We start from the raw sequence: 18,267 nt of genomic DNA, 5'->3' as shown, positions 1-18,267 counted from the left end.
TTATCGTACATAACAAAGATTTGCTGCACGAAAAGACAAGCGTTTTGATTGGTCAATATTTCAATTTTTTCGAACTTCGTCATAGGACATTAAGGAGGGGTTTCGTACATTTAATCAGGACAAACAAGATGAAAGATGCAAGATTGGAAATCACCTGCTCGTTTTGCAATTTTTTTATTGGCACCATTAAATTCGAGTGGTAAGGGGATTCCGTTTTCCATTAATTGGTTTCCATAAAAAGAGAGATTCGTAGTGTTTAGTAAATATTTCTTATTTGGATTTAAACCTGTCAGTTTTAAAGTCTGGTACTTCATTGGATTTGGACTTGCTAATATTTTGTACCAACCTATAATGGCTTCATTTTTGTTTTTACTTATTACCATCCAAGCTACTTCGTTTTCTTTAAAAGGATTAAGTAACCGATAAAAATCTCCTTTCATAATTAATGATCGGTGATGTTTGTAAAATTGGATTTGCGATTTAATTTCTGATTTTTCTTTTTCAGTAAGTATCAAAGGATTTAATTCATAACCAAATGTTCCAAATAATGCAACATTGGCTCTAATTGATAATGGGGTATTACGAAATGTTTGATGATTAGGTGATGCTGATACATGTGATCCGATGCTAGAAATTGGGTAAGGTAGTGAGGTACCGTATTGAATTTTTAATCGTTCAATTGGATCTGTATTATCACTAGCCCATGCTTGGGGTGCATAAAACAATAAACCAGGATCAAATCGACCACCACCGCCAGCACATGATTCAAATAACACATTTGGAAAATCACTTACTAGTCGTTCATATAATTCATACACACCTAAAATATACCGATGATAAAATTCATCTTGCTGATCACTAGCTAACTTCATAGAATAAGCCTCAGTAATATTTCGATTCATATCCCATTTTATATAGTCTAAATTTGTATTTTTTATAACATCTGCAATTTTTTTATAAATGTGATCGACAACATCCTTTCTCGAGAAATCTAATACTAATTGATGCCTTCCTAAAGAAACTTGTCGATAAGGTGTACGAATAATCCAATCAGGATGATTTTTAAATAAATTACTATTTTGGCTAACCATTTCAGGCTCAACCCAAAGACCAAATTTTAAACCTAACTCTTTAATTTTATTAGCAAAACTATTTATTCCTTTAGGGAATTTTTCAGTATTAGAATACCAATCGCCAAGAGAGCTAGTAGCATTATTTCTTTTACCAAACCAGCCATCATCTAATACAAATAATTCAATCCCAAGCTTTTTTGCTTCTATTGCGATTTGAAGTAAGGATTCTTCATTAAAGTTGAAATAAGTGGCTTCCCAATTGTTTATTAATATAGGTCGTTCATTATTTTTCCACTTACCACGAATTAGGTTGTTTCGATATAAATCATGAAAAGTTTGACTCATTCCGTTCATACCTTGATCAGAATACACCATCACTACTTCAGGGGATTGAAAGTGTTCGTTTTCGGGTAATTTCCAAGTAAAACGAAACGGATGTATTCCCATCGTAATTCTAGTCATATCGTAATGATCAACTTCAGCTTGAGCAATAAAATTTGAGCTATAAACTAAATTAAAACCAAATACTTCACCATGATTTTCTGTAGTCTCTTTTCTTCTAAAGGCAAGAAATGGGTTATGTTGATGTGAACTTGAACCACGTAAACTCGATATGCCCTGTGTACCCATTACTAACTGTCGTTCCATTAAATGTCTCTCTCTAGACCATGCACCACTTAGTTGAATCATAATGAAATCATGATCAGGAAAATCAATCGTCGCACTCATAAATCGCTCTAAATAAAATGGTTCAATTCCTTGGTTACAAATATATGCACTTCTAGTAATAACAGATAAATCTTTAAATATAGTATAGGAAATTACAAGCTCTGCTTTAAGAGTTGAGTCTTCTAGAACAATCTGAATTGTTTCAGCATCTTCTTCATTTTCTGTATAAGTGGCAGGTAAACCTTGTAAGATTGGTTTCCCTTTTGTAATTGTATAATATTTAAAGATAAAGTTTGTAATATGGCTACCGTTTAACTGACGAATACTTAATGCCGGTTCTCGATAGTCAGAAGTGCCATAGACGGGATATTCCTGTCTGATTGTTTCAAGACTAATTGATCGATCAGCATAATAATAAGAAGTATATGTTGTAGAAGAATTGTCATTTTGGATATGAGTAAAATTTGAATGAATGTCAATCGCTTTTCCAAAATACAAAGACCCAAGGTGACCATTTTTCATGACATAAAATACATAACTAATTCTTCCGTTTGTTAGATGAAACTTTTTTTGTTCGTCATCCACAAAAATCAACATGATTGCACCTCTAGTACATGATTTAATTACTTCTAAAAACTTTTATACTATTAAAGAAATTAGCCTAATCTAATTTTTATGCACATTATAAAATTAATATTTTTTACTTATTGATAATAATAGAGGAAATTTAAATGAAATCTTAGTCAAATTTTCATCTGATTTTCAGAAAAGAATTTTAATATTAATTGAACATATAATTAAGCGTCTATTAAGCGAAAATCTTTAACATTCATTATAGAAGTGAGAAAAAGATTGGAAGGATCAAACTCAGGCGAACAAGGGAGGGGAATTTTAATCAGAAATCCAAAAACTAAATATAAACAAAGTGGTGTAATAAATATGAAATTTTTTAAACAATTAAGCCAGGAAAATAAACATTTAATGATTGCAATGATCTTAATGATCATTTATGTTTCTCCTCTATTCATTTTAGGGGAAAATGCTCATATTAGAGTACATGATAATTTAGATTCAAATATTGCATGGTATAAAACACTTAGAAACTCAGGGCAGTTATTTGGTAAATTAAATTCTACAATCCCGCAGATCATAAATGGATTGCCAAGAAATGCTTATGGAACGGAATTTAGTGGTATACAGTGGCTAAATAATCTCTTTCCGCCAATGCTAGCTTATTCCATAGGTCAGACAATTACCAGAGTTTTTGCGTTTCTTGGAATGTATCTCTTATTAAAAAAGCATTTTATAACATCAAAAGAAAATTACCTAATTAGAGTATGGGTCTCACTTGCATTTGCTCTAACACCATTTTGGCCGTCTGGAATGCTAAGTACATTGGGTATGCCACTAGCACTATGGGCGTTTCTGAATATAAGAGTTGGAAAATATTCTTGGAAAGACTGGATTACTCTTATATTATTACCCTTTTATTCTAGTTTTGTATTAGGATTCTTTTTCTTTTTAGTATTTATAGGATTGCTATGGTTAAGAGATGTATTTGTAAAAAAGAAAATCAATCTAGTGTTCTTTTTAAGTATTTTATTAATGACTTTAATGTATTTAGCAATTGAATATCGCCTTGTATTTTCACTAGTCATTCCATCTGAACCAACAAGTAGAAATGAGTTTTTAAGCTCTACATTGGGTTTTTGGCATACGATTCGATTAGTATTTAAGAATTATTTTTTAGGACATACCCATGTTTTAACACTTCACACTCTAATCATTGTACCTTTATCTTTTATTGTATTCTGGACTTTAAGAAATAAAAAAAGAGATAGTATTGAAAAAAGATTTCTATACTTATTCATTCTTAATTTTTTATTATCCGTTTGGTACGCCTTTTGGTTTTATAAAGGATGGAAGCCAGTAAAAGAACAATTTCAACTTTTAAATACATTTAACTTTGCTAGATTTCATTTTTTAAGACCTTTAATAATCTATTTAATGTTTGCTGTTGGAGCCTATCTTCTTTGGTTAAAGGGAAAAGGTTGGCAAAAGTTTGTGAAAATTTGTTTAGTAGTTCAAGTAATTGTACTGTTTTGTGCTAATGACGAAATTGTATATCGAATAGCGGGGAAACCATCATTTAAACAATTTTATGCTGTAAATCAATTTAATGAAATCTCAAAATATATTGGAAAACCTAAAAATAGTTATCGGGTTGCAAGTATAGGCATTCACCCTGCGATTGCTCAGTATAACGGTTTTTACACGATCGATACGTATAATAATTTTTATTCGTTAAAGTATAAGCACCAATTTAGAAAAATAATTGCACCAGAACTTGAAAAAAGCCCTTTGCTTGAAAATTACTTCGATCATTGGGGGGGAAGATGCTATCTATTTGTAGCTGAACTAGGTAAAAATTATGAATTTAAAAAGGACTCAAACGTAAAAATCCATCATTTACAACTAAATATTAACGAATTTAAAAAGTTGGGTGGGGAATATATTTTTGCGGCTGTCCCAATTGAAAATGCTAAAAGTAATGGTCTTAAATTGATGAAGATTTTTAATGATCATAATTCTGCATGGCGCATCTATCTATACGAAGTAAAATAACCACTTGAAAAGGACGTGATTATACATGATACCTTTATTAACGATTGTTGTACCCTGTTACAATGAACAGGAAGTTTTTGAAGAAACAGCCTATCAACTCACTTACTTAATTGAAGAATTAATATATGAATCTCTTATTTCAGATGATAGTAAAATTCTTTTTGTAGATGACGGAAGTAAGGATCGAACATGGGAATTAATAGAAAAGGAAAGTAACGATAATCAATTTGTTAAAGGATTAAAGCTTGCTAAAAATGTTGGGCATCAAAACGCACTCATAGCTGGGCTTGAAATTGCAAACAAGCAATCCGATTGTGTAGTTTCAATTGATGCGGATTTACAAGATGATATTAATGTAATACGTAAATTTGTAGAGAAGTATATAGAGGGTTTTGATATTGTTTATGGCGTACGAGACAGTAGAGAAACAGATACTTTCTTTAAGCGTTCAACAGCACTTGGATTTTATCGATTCATGGGGAAAATAGGGATTAATCTAGTTCCTAATCATGCTGATTTCCGATTAATGAGTAATCGGGCATTAGATGAATTATTCAAATATAAAGAAACAAATATATTCTTAAGGGGACTAGTACCTCTAGTAGGTTTTCCTTCAACTAAAGTTTATTACGATCGAAAAGAAAGGTTTGCAGGTGAATCAAAATATCCATTAAAAAAGATGATATCTTTTGCGTTTGACGGGATCACTTCTTTTAGTATAGCTCCAATTAGATTTGTTTCACTGCTAGGGTTTTTATCCATCTTATTTAGTTTAATAGCAGGTGGCTATGCAATAGTTCAACATATATTAGGGAATACGGTAAGTGGATGGCCATCTTTAATGGTCTCAATTTGGTTTGTTGGTGGAGTTCAATTAATGGGTATTGGAATGATCGGTGAGTATATTGGAAAGATTTATCACGAAGTTAAAAATCGACCTAGGTATGCTATTGAAACAGATTTATATTCAACGATCGATTCTGAACTAGTAAGTAAGGGTAAAAGATGAATAAGACATTTTTCCGTTTTATTGCAGTAGGAATTGCAAATACAATTGTAGGATTATCATTCATTTATTTACTACTTCATTTATTTGGTTTATCTTATTGGATTTCAACATTTATTGGTAATTCTTTAGGAGCATGTATCAGTTATATTTTAAATCGGAATTTTACATTTAAAAGTCAAGGCTCTGTAAAAAAAAGTATCCCAATGTTTATCATTGTCATTTTAACCTGTTATTTTATAGCATTTAATCTTGGAGCTAGAATAATTGATTATATTTTAAACTTACAGGATTTTATATCTCTAAATTTTAAAAATGACTTAGCTGTTTTAATTAGTTCTGGATTATATACGGTTTTAAATTATTTTGGTCAAAAATTACTTGTTTTTAAAAATAAAACTATGACTAATAAACAACTTAAAAACGAAAGAATGTGATCAATATGAATATTTTAGTACTTGGCGGAGCTGGTTATATAGGATCACACGCAGTATACATGCTGATTGAAAATGGCGTAAATGTAATAATTGTTGATAATTTGCAGACGGGAAATATAGGAGCAATCCATTCAGACGCCATTTTTTATCATGGGGATATTCGTGATAAGGAATTTTTAAAGTCAGTTTTTCTAAATGAAAAGATTGATGGTGTGTTACATTTTGCAGCAAATAGTCTAGTCGGTGAATCAATGGAAAAACCGTTGGAGTATTTTAGTAATAATGTATTTGGCACACATGTTTTATTAGAAGTGATGAATGAGTTTAATGTTAAATATATCGTATTTTCATCTTCGGCTGCTGTATATGGTGAACCTAAAATAGTACCTATCTCAGAAGACTTCAGTACAGATCCAACGAACACATATGGTGAAACAAAGTTAATGATGGAAAAGATGATGAAATGGAGTAGTTTAGCATATGGTATTAATTATGTTTCACTAAGATACTTTAATGTAGCTGGAGCAAAAAGTTCAGCCGAAATTGGAGAAGATCATTCTCCTGAGACGCATTTAATTCCATTAATTTTACAAGTTGCTTTAAATCAAAGAAAAGAGATTACTATTTTTGGAGATGATTATAACACGCCAGACGGGACATGTATTAGAGACTATATTCATGTTGAAGATTTAGTGAATGCTCATTTACTAGCACTTAATTACCTTTTTAATGGTGGAAAAAGTGATATTTTTAACCTTGGAAATAATAAGGGGTATTCAGTAGTACAAATTGTTGAAGCAGTTCGTCGAATAACCAAGCATCCATTACCATATAAAATCAGTTCTAGAAGAGGAGGTGACCCAAGTATTCTAATTGCTACTTCAGAGAAGGCAAAAAAAGTTTTAGGATGGACAGTAAAGAATGAAGACATCGATTTGATCATTAAAGATGCTTGGAAATGGCATAAAACGAATCCAAATGGATTTAAGATTAAATATACTACTCAATATAATTAGATTTCCTTTGTTTACACTCTGAAACCTTCACTTTAAGTGAAGGTTTTTTTCGTAAATATAATACCCACTTAACCTATTAATGTTTTTCGGAGATAGAAAAATGATATAATATCACTAGTCGATTTATGGAGGTACGAGTATGAATCAGCAGGAAATCATAATACAATTAGAAAATTATGTTCGAAATCTTCATCAAGGTGATAGTTCTGGACATGACTGGCATCATATTGACCGTGTTAGAAACTTAGCTGTACATATTGCTAAAAAAGAAAATGCAAATCGATTCATCGTAGAATGTGCTGCATTAGTTCACGATGTAATTGATGATAAATTACACGATGATCTTGAAGCTCAAAAAATACAATTAGAATCAATTCTAAATGAATTATTAAATAGTAATGAAGACGTAAAAGCAATCATGTACATAATTGAAAATATCTCCTATAAAGGAGGGAATGGAGTTATTCCAACCTCTTTAGAAGGTAAAATTGTACAAGATGCAGATCGTTTGGATGCAATTGGGGCAATTGGTGTTGCTAGAACGTTTGCGTACGGAGGTAAAAAAGGTCGTAGTATGTTTAACCCAGAGTTTAAAATTAGAGAAAACATGACGATCGAAGAATATAGAAGTGACAAAAGTTCTTCGCTACATCACTTCTATGAAAAAATATTAAAACTAAAAGATTTAATGAATACAAAATCAGCATTAGAAATGGCAGAAGAAAGACATTTATTTGTAGAAAAATTCATCGAGGAATTTATGAAAGAGTGGAATTTTAAAATATGAAGATTTTAAGTGTAGAGAATTTAATTAAAACTTATGGGGAAAAAACTTTATTCGATAAAATTTCATTTACCGTAAGTGAAGGACAGAAAATTGGATTATTAGGTATAAATGGAACTGGTAAATCGAGTTTATTAAAAATAATTGCTGGTGTCGAGTCAGCTGATGATGGAAAAATTACGACTCCAAAGGATTATGTAAGAAGTTATTTGCCCCAACATGAAGACTTTGATAAAAAGCAAACGATTCTTGAAGCAGTATTTGAGAGTGATGATAAAGTAATGGTTTTAGTAAAATCATACGAAAAAACATTACAAGCGCTTGGAGAAGATCCATCCAATCAAGGATTACAAAATGAATTACTAAAATTACAAGCTGAAATGGATTCATTAAATGGTTGGGATTTAGAAGCAAATGCAAAGACAATTTTATCGAAATTAGGTTTATCAAATTTAAATTTAGATGTTTCATTACTTTCAGGTGGTCAGAAGAAAAGAGTAGCCTTAGCAAAAGCATTAATACATCCATGTGATTTATTAATTTTAGATGAGCCTACGAACCATTTGGACTATGAATGTATCGTTTTTTTACAAGAATACATAAAAAGACTACAAAACGCAGTATTATTTGTAACTCATGACCGTTATTTTCTAGATGAAGTTACTACAGCGTTATTAGAACTATCAAATAGTAATATCTATCGTTATGAAGGAAATTATCAGTATTATATTGAACAAAGAGCTGCTCGCGAAGAGCAAGAGGCAGCTACTAATGAAAAAAGAAACAATCTATTTAGAAGAGAATTAGCTTGGATGCGTAGAGGGGCAAAAGCTAGAACGACTAAGCAAAAAGCTCGTATTCAACGTTTTGATGACCTTTCGGGTAAACTCAATAATCAAGAAAAAGTGGAATTAGAGATGAACTTTCAACAAACTCGTTTAGGTAAAAAAGTTGTTGAGTTTATAAATGTTAATAAGTCTTTTAACGAGAAAACGATATTAGATAATTTCAACTTTCTTTTACTTCAAACTGATCGTATTGGAATAATAGGTGAAAACGGTTCGGGTAAGACAACTTTATTGAAAATGCTTGTTGGTGAAGAACAAGTTGATTCTGGTGAAATTGAAATTGGGCAAACAGTCAAAGTAGCATACTATACTCAAATACAAGAAAATGTGAATCCAACTATGAGAATGATTGATTATATTAAGGAAGAAGCAGAAGTCATTCATACACCAGATGGAAAAACTATTTCAGCTTCACAAATGCTGGAAACATTCTTATTTCCTACTCAATCGCACGGAGTACAATTGGGAAAACTTTCAGGTGGCGAAAAAAGAAGACTATATTTATTAAGACTCTTAATGACTGCTCCAAATTTATTATTGCTTGATGAGCCAACAAACGATTTAGATATTGATACTTTAACGGTTTTAGAGGACTATATTGAGAATTTTAGCGGAGTAGTAGTTACCGTATCACATGATCGTTATTTCTTAGATAAAGTTACAAATAAATTATTAATTTTCGAAGGTGAAGGGGAAATTTCATCTACATTAGAAAGCTATACGGATTATTTAGAACGACAATCGAATGAAAAACGTGAAGTTGAAACTGTAAAAGAAACAATTGAAAAACCAGTTTATCAAAAGGAACAAAAGAAAAAGCGACTAACTTATCAAGAACAAAAAGAATGGGAAAGTATTGAGTCTAATATCGAAAAACTGGAAAATGAGATAGAGCAATTAAATGAAAAATTACAAGGTGTAGGCTCTAATTTTGATGAAGCTTATAAACTTTCTAAAGATATTGAGGAGAAAGAAGCTCAATTAGAACAGAAAATGGAGCGTTGGTCAGTTTTAAGTGATTTAGTTGAAAGTTTAAAGTAGAGTATTAATTTTGAGTTTTGGAGTAAGATGTCATATTACTACTCAAGTTTTTTTAGCTCATAATGAATTTTTATAAATCAAAGTTTATGTAAAATACTATTTTCCTTTTTTTACGAACTTACAATAATTTTGTATTGTAGAAAAAAATAAAGGAGATGGTAATAATGATAAACAATGTTGTATTAGTAGGAAGATTAACGAAAGAGCCCATTTTACAAACTTCACCGAATGGAAGGAAAACAACTTTTATTAATATTGCTACGAATGTTTATTCAGATTATCTGAAAAAAACGAGAACGAATTATGTATCAGTAAAATTGTGGGGTCCCATTGCTGAATATGCTACTAAAAAAGCAAAAAAAGGGATGGAAGTTTCTATTGAAGGAGTTATAAAAACTTCAAGTTATGTAAAGGAATCTGAAAAACCTATTTATGTGACGGAAATAATAGTTGAGAAATTTCACCTTTTTACTCGTCGATCTGAAGAGTTAACTCACAACGCAGTCGAATCTAGTACGAATGACTTTGAAGAATTCGTTAAGGCGTTACAATAGTGAGTTTTTCCTCTTTTTGATAGAATGGACTAAATAAACAAGAAGAGGAGATTAAGATGAAAATTAAGTCAATCGAACCAACACCGAGTCCTAATACAATGAAAGTGTTATTAGATGAGGAACTGCCATCAGGAAGTAGAAATCATTATTCTATTGATAATATTGATAAGGCACCATTAATAATTCAAGAAATATTAGGTATAGAAGGAATCAAAAGTGTCTATCATGTAGCTGATTTTATTGCCATTGATCGTAAGTCAAATGCAAATTGGCAAACCATTTTGCTTCAAGTCAGAAATGTATTTGGTGAAGAAGTAAATGACGAAGCTACTAATGAAACGATAATTGATAATCATTTTGGTGAGGTACAAGTATTTGTTCAAATGTATCATAATATCCCAATGCAATTGAAATTAATTGTAAATGGTGAAGAACAAAGAGCAGCTTTACCTCCATTCTATAAAGAAGCAATTATGAAACTAACAACATCTGCATCAAATGTCGTATTTGAAAGACAGTGGATTGATTATGGAATTCGTTATGGTGAATTAACAACAATTGAGAAAGAAATTATTGATGAATTAACGGCTACTCACACTGAAAACGACATAAAGAATATCGTCAACGAAGTGATGACGAATGATGCATCCAATACTGAGAAAAAAGAAGTTCCTAAATTTGAACCATTTACTGCAGATATTTTTGAAGAAAAGGATTGGAAAAAAAGGTATGCGAGATTTGTAAAAATCGATCCTACACTTGAAGACTTACCTTTACTAGAAATCGCATTAAAAGATGAACATGTTTCAATAAGAAGATTAGCTACAGCTTATTTAGGTATGTTAAAATCAGAATTAGTGTTACCTTATTTATATGAGGCTTTAAAGGATAAAGCAGTCGGTGTAAGACGAATTGCTGGAGATTGTTTATCAGACTTAGGATTTGAAGAAGCAATGCCAGCTATGATTGAAGCATTAAAAGATCCTAGTAAATTAGTTAGATGGCGTGCAGCAATGTTTCTTTTTGAACTAGGTGATGAAAGTGCAATTCCTGCATTAAAAGCTGCTTTAGAAGACCCAGAATTCGAAGTGAAATTACAAGTACAGCTTGCTTTACATCGAATTGAGAATGGTGAGGAAGCACTAGGTTCAGTTTGGAAACAAATGACTGAACGTAATAAAATAGAAAATGACAAAGGAGAAACAAACTAATGAATGCATATGATGAGTACATGAAAGGGATTGTAAAACCAATGAGAGAGGAATTAACTTCAAATGGTTTTACAGAATTAACTACTGGGGAAGAAGTCGAGTCATTTATGAATGAATTAAATGATACTGCTTTTTTTGTAATCAATTCAGTTTGTGGTTGTGCTGCTGGACTTGCTAGACCTTCTGCAGTTCAAGCTGTTATTGAATCAGAAAAGAAACCTGCTAATGTTATGACAGTATTTGCTGGACAAGATAAGGAAGCTACTGCAACGTTAAGAGAATATTTAGCTGACTTCCCACCATCTTCACCATCTATGGCAGTATTTAAAGGTAAAGAGGTAGTTGGATTTATTCCTCGTGAACAAATCGAAGGCTCAACTCCTGAAGATATTAAAGCAAGAATTCAATCGATATTTGCACAAATGTAAAAAGAGGATTTTTCCTCTTTTCAGTGTATAGACAAAATCCAAAAATTTGACTTTCAGACTGATTGCTAGCGCTTGTCTTTCGAGGCGCGAAGCCTGGTGAGGAGCGGAGTTACCCTTACGCGGTAATGAGCACCGCTCAACAGGCGAAGCAACGAAGAAAGTGAGCGTTTGTCAACAGTCTGAAAAGAGGATTTTTCCTCTTTTTTTCTTAATTAAGGAGACATATGATTATTACAACTTGCTTAAGACCAGATGTTTATTTAGAAAAGGAAGCAGAGATCATTGCTTCAGACTTAAATGGACAGCTAATTCTCCGGAAAGAATTTAGCATTGAAGAAATCTATGATAAATTTAAAAAACCTATACTTGTTTTAGGTAAAAATAGATTAGAATGGTATGAGGATGATCAAGCAATTCCATATTTTTTTCACCCGAACTCCTCAGTTTTTAGAATTAGACGATTGATGAAGGGTGAACATGATCCGTTTTGTGACGCTTGCTTATTAACAAAAGGTGATTCTCTACTAGACTGTACACTTGGAATGGCTTCAGATAGTATTGTTGCAAGTTACGTTGTAGGTGACCAAGGTAAAGTTTTAGGCTTAGAGAAAAACCAGATTATTGCGTACCTAACTAAGAAAGGTTTAAAAACAAATAAACAGAACATTATAGATTGGTCGAATATCATTAACAAAATTGAAGTAAAAAATATAGATTATAAAACCTATTTGAAGACACTTCCAGATCAATCTTTTGATATCGTTTATTTTGATCCAATGTTTGAAAAAAATATTGAAGCCTCTTCTGGTATTGCAGCATTGAAAAATATAGCATCATATGATGACCTAACATATGAAGTAATCAATGAAGCTAAGCGCATTGCCAAAAAAAGAATAGTGATGAAAGATCATTTTAGAAGTGAAAGATTTAAAAAATATGGATTTAATCAATTAATTCGCAAATCATCAGAATTTCATTTTGGTTATATTGAAATTAAAGAAGAACATTAAGAGTAAACAATACATAATTAGGAGGTCAATATGAAGCAATACTTAGATTTATGTAAACACGTATTAGACAATGGCATGACAAAGACAGACCGTACTGGAACAGGAACAATTAGTACATTCGGTTATCAAATGCGATTTAATCTTCAAGATGGCTTTCCTTTAGTAACAACAAAGAAAGTTCATTTAAAATCAATTATTCATGAATTATTATGGTTTTTAAAAGGCGACACAAATATTCAATACTTAAAAGAAAATGGTGTTCGTATTTGGAATGAGTGGGCAGATGAAAATGGTAATTTGGGCCCTGTATACGGTGAACAATGGAGATCATGGAAAGCTGCTGATGGCTCAACAATTGATCAAATTACTGAAGTAATTAATCAAATAAAAACAAATCCAGATTCTCGAAGAATGATTGTTTCTGCGTGGAATGTTGGAGAACTTGATAAGATGGCATTAGCACCTTGTCATTGTTTTTTCCAGTTTTATGTGAATGATGGAAAACTTTCCTGTCAGCTTTATCAGCGTTAATTCTGAGCGCCTTTACAGAGTAATCTGTACCGAAAACCTTGCTAAACGGGGAAACTCTTAAATTAAGACAATCCCGTGCTAAATTTATTCTTTTGAGACGATAAAGAATAATAAATGCCTAACGACTATCCATATATGGAGTAGGGTGCAAGTGATTGGCACCCGAAATGCAAGGGACCTTATATGAGGTCGTGATATAGTCTCATCTGCATGGTGACATGTAGCAGTTCTTTTAAAGAACGGGCCAAGCGTAACGAACTTGGTTGAAGATTTTGTCAGCTGACATTTTCCTAGGAGTTCCATTTAATATCGCATCTTATGCGCTATTAACAATGATGATTGCTCAAGTATGTGATTTAGAATTAGGAGATTTTGTGCATACATTTGGTGATGCACATATATATACTAATCATCTTGAACAAATAAATTTACAACTTTCAAGAGAGCCTCATAAATTACCAAAAATGAAGTTAAATCCTGAAATTAAAAATATTTTTGAATTTAAATATGAGGATTTTACATTAGAAGATTATGAGAGTCATCCTGCAATCAAAGGGGTAGTAAGTGTATGATTGCTGCATTAGTTGCGATGTCAGAAAACAATGTAATCGGCTTAAATAATAAGATGCCTTGGCATCTTCCACAAGAGCTTGCTTATTTTAAGAAAGTAACTACTGGGTATACAATTATTATGGGAAGAAAAACCTTTGATTCGATTGGTAGACCACTTCCAAACCGAGAAAATATCGTTGTGACAAGACAAAAGGATTTTCAAGCAGAAGGTGTTACAGTCATTCATGACGTTATAAGTTATGTTGAAGAAAATAAAAATAAAGATTTATTTATTATTGGTGGGGCTGAAATTTTTAATTTAACATTCCCATATTTAGATACACTTTATATTACTGAAATTGAACATAACTTTGAAGGCGACACTTTTTTTCCGAATTTTTCTAAGGAAGAATGGAATGTTAAATCAGTTTCTGATGTACAAGTTGATGAAAAATCAAAAATTAAATTTAGATATTTTGTTTATGAAAAAAAGTATTGACATCTTGAATTAAAGATATTATTATGTGGTTAAGGGATTTGATTATCCCTTGATTTTTTAAAATAAATCTCGAATTAAAGATAAACGAAACTGAGAGGAAGATGTTTAAGATGAAAAAATTACTTTATATTACTGCAAATCCAAATGCAATTGAAAATTCATTTGGTCTATCTGTAGGGGAAGCATTTATTAATGAATACAAAAAAGCAAATCCTGAAAATGAAGTTGTTCATTTTGATTTATTTAAAGAAAATGTTCCTATGTTAGATGGAAATGTATTTGATGCATGGGGCAAATTAGGAAACGGTACTGCTTTTGAAGAATTAAGTGCTGATCAACAAGCTACTTTAGCTGCTATGAATCGTAACTTAGAAATTTTCACTCAAGCTGATGAGTATGTATTTGTTACTCCATTCTGGAACTTTAGTTTCCCATCAGTTGTAAAAAACTTTATTGATAATATCTCAATTGCTGGCAAAACATTTAAATATACTGAAAATGGTCCAGTTGGTTTACTTGAGAATAAAAAAGCATTACACATCCAAGCAAGCGGTGGCGTATATTCAGAAGGTCCTGCAACTGGAATTAACTTCTCTAGCCCATACTTAACAAGTATCTTAAACTTTGTAGGTGTTACTGATGTAACTACATTATTCGTAGAAGGTATGGCTGCAATGCCAGATAAAGCACAGGAAATTAAAGCGAATGCAATTGAAAAAGCTAAAGTTCTTGCTGCAGAATTCAGTGGAGAAAAAGTTTCGAACTAAAGATTCACTATATTAAGGAATCGGCAAAAGCCGATTCTTTTTTTTTGATTCTCGTTTTATTAAATATTCAGGATGGATAATACTTTTCAAGTAGTTGGGCATTTTGTATAATAATTAACATACTCAATTATCGGAGGATTAATATGTTTCGCACAATATTTGCTGCAACACGCATTGTAGTTGGTGTAATTGAAGCAAAGCTAAAATTATCATCAGTAAAAAAAATACCAAAAGAATTACCTGTACATGAGCAAGACCGTATAATGCACCAATTTCCTGATTATTTCGGGAAGATGATGATTGGCTGTACTGGTAGTAAAGTTAAGGTTGAAGGGATTGAAAATATTCCTAGAGACGAAGGAGTCCTTTTTGTAAGTAATCATCAAAGCAATTTTGATATTCCACTATTATTAGGATATTTAAATAAGCCTATTGGATTCATTGCAAAAGTCGAATTAAAAAAACTGCCGATTGTACCAGACTGGATGGAACAAATGCATAGTGTATTTATGGACAGAAAAGATCGTAGACAATCACTTAAAGCTATAAAAGAAGGCGTTGATAAGCTTAAAAACGGCCATTCATTAGTTATTTTTCCAGAAGGTACTAGAAGTAAGGGTAGTCAAATGGGTGAATTTAAATCAGGGAGCCTACATTTAGCGACGAAATCAGGGGTTCCAGTTATTCCTGTAAGAATTGAAGGGACTTATAATATTTTAGAAGCTAATGGTAATCGAATTAAACCAGCAAATGTTACACTTAAAGTATTTCCACCAATTTATCCTGAACAAATTGGAATAACAGATGCTAAAGAATTAACTAACTATATTAAAGAGATTATTGAATAATAAAACTTAAAGCGCTCATTTAAAATGAAGCGCTTTTTTTAAACAACAAATTTAAATATACAAAAAAACATAGATGCACTACCTAATAATACAAATAAATGCCAAATTGCATGACTATATGGCCAGCGTTTGACTAGAAAAAAAATTGTTCCAATTGAATAAAATAGCCCTCCTAATAATAAATAGAAAAATCCTATTCCAGATAGTCCTACATAAATAGGCTTAATTGCAAACATCATTAACCAACCCATAATTAAATAAACAATGGTTGAAAATAATTCAAACCTATTAACATATATAAATTTAAAGATTACACCTGAAGCTGCCAAGCCCCAAATAATTGTAAATAAGTACCAGCCAATCCTACCCCTTAAAGTTACGAGTAAAAATGGAGTATAAGTACCAGCGATTAATAAATAAATTGCCGAGTGATCTAAAATTGTAAATAGTCTAATTAGCTTTGGGTCTCTAACGCTATGAAGTAATGTTGAGCAAATATAAAGTAGTAACATAGACAAACCAAAGACTGTAAAAGAAATTAAATGCCAAGGTGTCCCTTTATTCATAGCCTTACTAATTAAACAAGATAGTGCTGGGATGCTAAGTATTGCACCAATCCCATGAGTAATAGCATTTGCTAATTCTTCTTTCATTGCTCTACTCATAAAAATGCCTCCTATTTTAATTGAATCATTTTCATCCATGAGAGTATTATGAACAAATCTAGAGATTTAATGTTTTCAATATTTAATAGCTGTATGTATGTTTTGATAGATTATTTTAAACAATTACAAAAAGCAAGAATGATTCATAAAACAGACAGATATGGTAATCTGAATTTATACAAAATTATCTAATTGGAGGTATATATGTTACTCATAAAAAACGGTGAAATCTTTACCCCAAAGTCAATAGGTAAAAATGATATTTTAATTTCGAATGAAAAAATTGAGTATGTCCATGAAGAAATTGACATTAACTTATCTTCGGTACCTATACAAATATTGGATGCATCTGCCTACTATATTGTGCCTGGCTTCATTGATGCTCATGTGCATCTTATTGGTGGCGGAGGTGAAGGTGGCTTTAAAACAAGAACACCAGAATTATTGTTGTCTGATTGTATTAAAGGAGGAATCACCACCGTAGTAGGAGTAATTGGTACAGATGGAACAACAAGAACAATGACTAGCCTAATAGCAAAATGTAGAGCGTTAGAAGAAGAGGGAATAACTTCATTTGTCTATACAGGCTCGTACCAAACACCTGTCAAAACGTTATTTTCTAAAATTGAAGAAGACATCATCCTAATTGATAAAATTATCGGTGTAGGTGAAATAGCAATTTCGGACCATCGATCATCTCAACCTACAAAGGAAGAATTTGCAAGAATAGCTGCACAAGCTCGAAATGGGGGCTTGCTTTCAGGAAAGTGCGGCGTTGTAAATGTACATATTGGAGATAGTAAAAAAATGTTATCAATGATCGAGGAGATTGTTGAAGAAACCGAATTACCAATTACTCAATTTTACCCAACACATATTAACCGCAATAGCTATTTATTTGAAGCAGGAATTAACTTTGCTAAAAAAGGAGGTTTTGTTGACTTTACAACTAGCTCAATCCCACACTTTTTGAATAATGGTGAAGTGAAATGTAGTGTAGGATTGAAAAGAATGCTCAATTCAGGTGTTAGCATTGAACAAATCACGTTTACATCTGATGGGCAAGGTAGTCTACCCGATTTTGATGAAAACGGAATACTCCGAGGCATGAAGGTTGGAAGAGTAAGCAGTTTATATAACGAAGTAAAAGACGCAATTTTAAATGAAGGCATCAAGATTGAAGACGCAATTAGCGTAATCACTAAAAACCCAGCCAATATTTTAAAATTACAAAAAGGACAAATCAAAAATGGATACGATGCAGATTTCGTCTTCCTAAATAAAGCCACGCTAGAAATTGAAGCTGTCATTTCAAAAGGAAAAATAATGATGCAAGATAAAGAAGTATTAGTAAAAGGAACATTTGAATGAATGTTTAAGTAGTAGAAATATTAAACGATCAATGTGAAAGCGTATTTCGTTCTTATTTGAGCTAAAAACTGATTAAAAAACAACGGTTAGTTTACTCTAAGTAAAGGCTATCTGATAAGAATTTATTGCAGACAATGTTGCTCGACTCCTATGGGATAAGCGGGAAGGCTAAAGACCCCACAGGAACGAACGTGACTTAGGGGACTCAAGAATCTCGCCCCATGGAAAGCGAGCATCGCATCTTGTATTGGAAATCAACAACACTTAACTCCTTTTACGAAAATTTGATAATTAATAATAAGAATATTTTTAGCAACGAAAGCAGGAGGTAT

Annotated in this window: 16 protein-coding genes and 2 pseudogenes; 16 read left to right on the top strand and 2 right to left on the bottom strand. The window is 31.8% G+C overall.

Annotated elements, in window-relative coordinates; translation table 11 throughout:
• Positions 1 to 110: 110 nt before the first annotated feature.
• Positions 111 to 2,339: an alpha-galactosidase gene (locus COI44_RS16925; RefSeq protein WP_098428970.1), complete on the bottom strand. Its 2,229-nt coding sequence runs from the start codon at positions 2,337 to 2,339 to the stop codon at positions 111 to 113.
• A 342-nt stretch (positions 2,340 to 2,681) separates the two neighbouring features.
• Between COI44_RS16925 and COI44_RS16920 the strand changes: the two genes are divergently transcribed.
• The 15 genes and pseudogenes from COI44_RS16920 (at position 2,682) to COI44_RS16850 (ending at position 15,899) form a co-directional block, all read left to right on the top strand.
• Complete coding sequence (locus COI44_RS16920) at positions 2,682 to 4,367, top strand: DUF6044 family protein (protein ID WP_098428988.1); 1,686 nt, start codon at positions 2,682 to 2,684, stop codon at positions 4,365 to 4,367.
• A 25-nt stretch (positions 4,368 to 4,392) separates the two neighbouring features.
• Positions 4,393 to 5,376 (top strand): glycosyltransferase family 2 protein, encoded by a 984-nt coding sequence (locus COI44_RS16915; RefSeq protein ID WP_098428969.1) that lies wholly within the window; start codon positions 4,393 to 4,395, stop codon positions 5,374 to 5,376.
• Positions 5,373 to 5,810, top strand: coding sequence for a GtrA family protein (locus COI44_RS16910; protein WP_098428968.1), 438 nt, complete (start codon positions 5,373 to 5,375; stop codon positions 5,808 to 5,810). The genes COI44_RS16915 and COI44_RS16910 overlap by 4 nt, the downstream gene beginning before the upstream one ends.
• 5 nt (positions 5,811 to 5,815) lie before the next feature.
• Complete coding sequence (gene galE, locus COI44_RS16905; protein WP_098428967.1) at positions 5,816 to 6,826, top strand: UDP-glucose 4-epimerase GalE; 1,011 nt, start codon at positions 5,816 to 5,818, stop codon at positions 6,824 to 6,826.
• Between the two features lie 139 nt (positions 6,827 to 6,965).
• Positions 6,966 to 7,613 carry an HD domain-containing protein gene (locus COI44_RS16900; RefSeq protein ID WP_098428966.1) on the top strand — a complete coding sequence of 216 codons (648 nt, stop codon included), beginning with the start codon at positions 6,966 to 6,968 and terminating at the stop codon, positions 7,611 to 7,613.
• Complete coding sequence (locus COI44_RS16895) at positions 7,610 to 9,499, top strand: ABC-F family ATP-binding cassette domain-containing protein (protein WP_098428965.1); 1,890 nt, start codon at positions 7,610 to 7,612, stop codon at positions 9,497 to 9,499. The genes COI44_RS16900 and COI44_RS16895 overlap by 4 nt, the downstream gene beginning before the upstream one ends.
• Before the next feature lie 164 nt (positions 9,500 to 9,663).
• The gene (locus COI44_RS16890; protein ID WP_179887162.1) at positions 9,664 to 10,053 is read left to right on the top strand and encodes a single-stranded DNA-binding protein; all 390 of its coding nucleotides are present in this window, start codon (positions 9,664 to 9,666) and stop codon (positions 10,051 to 10,053) included.
• Between the two features lie 56 nt (positions 10,054 to 10,109).
• Positions 10,110 to 11,264, top strand: a complete 1,155-nt coding sequence (locus COI44_RS16885; protein WP_098428963.1) for a conserved virulence factor C family protein — start codon at positions 10,110 to 10,112, stop codon at positions 11,262 to 11,264.
• Positions 11,264 to 11,692, top strand: a complete 429-nt coding sequence (locus COI44_RS16880) for a BrxA/BrxB family bacilliredoxin (protein WP_025672116.1) — start codon at positions 11,264 to 11,266, stop codon at positions 11,690 to 11,692. The genes COI44_RS16885 and COI44_RS16880 overlap by 1 nt, the downstream gene beginning before the upstream one ends.
• A gap of 224 nt (positions 11,693 to 11,916) precedes the next feature.
• Complete coding sequence (locus tag COI44_RS16875; protein ID WP_098428962.1) at positions 11,917 to 12,702, top strand: class I SAM-dependent methyltransferase; 786 nt, start codon at positions 11,917 to 11,919, stop codon at positions 12,700 to 12,702.
• A 30-nt stretch (positions 12,703 to 12,732) separates the two neighbouring features.
• A pseudogene (gene thyA / locus COI44_RS16870) lies at positions 12,733 to 13,230 on the top strand (thymidylate synthase); the annotation flags it as partial.
• Between the two features lie 278 nt (positions 13,231 to 13,508).
• Positions 13,509 to 13,805, top strand: a pseudogene (thyA, locus tag COI44_RS16865) (thymidylate synthase); the annotation flags it as partial.
• Positions 13,802 to 14,284 (top strand): dihydrofolate reductase, encoded by a 483-nt coding sequence (locus COI44_RS16860; protein ID WP_098428961.1) that lies wholly within the window; start codon positions 13,802 to 13,804, stop codon positions 14,282 to 14,284. The pseudogene thyA (COI44_RS16865) and the gene COI44_RS16860, both read left to right, overlap by 4 nt.
• 110 nt (positions 14,285 to 14,394) lie before the next feature.
• Entirely contained in the window at positions 14,395 to 15,051 is a 657-nt protein-coding gene (locus COI44_RS16855; protein WP_098428960.1) for an FMN-dependent NADH-azoreductase, read from the top strand.
• Positions 15,052 to 15,194: 143 nt separating this feature from the next.
• Positions 15,195 to 15,899 carry a lysophospholipid acyltransferase family protein gene (locus tag COI44_RS16850; RefSeq protein WP_098428959.1) on the top strand — a complete coding sequence of 235 codons (705 nt, stop codon included), beginning with the start codon at positions 15,195 to 15,197 and terminating at the stop codon, positions 15,897 to 15,899.
• 38 nt (positions 15,900 to 15,937) lie between these two features.
• On the opposite strand, the gene trhA is transcribed toward COI44_RS16850, so the two are convergent.
• Positions 15,938 to 16,564 carry a PAQR family membrane homeostasis protein TrhA gene (gene trhA / locus COI44_RS16845; RefSeq protein WP_098428958.1) on the bottom strand — a complete coding sequence of 209 codons (627 nt, stop codon included), beginning with the start codon at positions 16,562 to 16,564 and terminating at the stop codon, positions 15,938 to 15,940.
• 204 nt (positions 16,565 to 16,768) lie between these two features.
• On the opposite strand from trhA, the gene iadA reads away from it, so the two are divergent.
• Positions 16,769 to 17,935 (top strand): beta-aspartyl-peptidase, encoded by a 1,167-nt coding sequence (gene iadA, locus COI44_RS16840; protein ID WP_098428957.1) that lies wholly within the window; start codon positions 16,769 to 16,771, stop codon positions 17,933 to 17,935.
• Positions 17,936 to 18,267 lie beyond the last annotated feature (332 nt).

The sequence above is a fragment of the Bacillus sp. AFS088145 genome (assembly GCF_002564465.1).
Classification (GTDB): domain Bacteria; phylum Bacillota; class Bacilli; order Bacillales; family Bacillaceae_G; genus Gottfriedia.
This window is presented reverse-complemented; position numbering and strand designations above follow the sequence as displayed.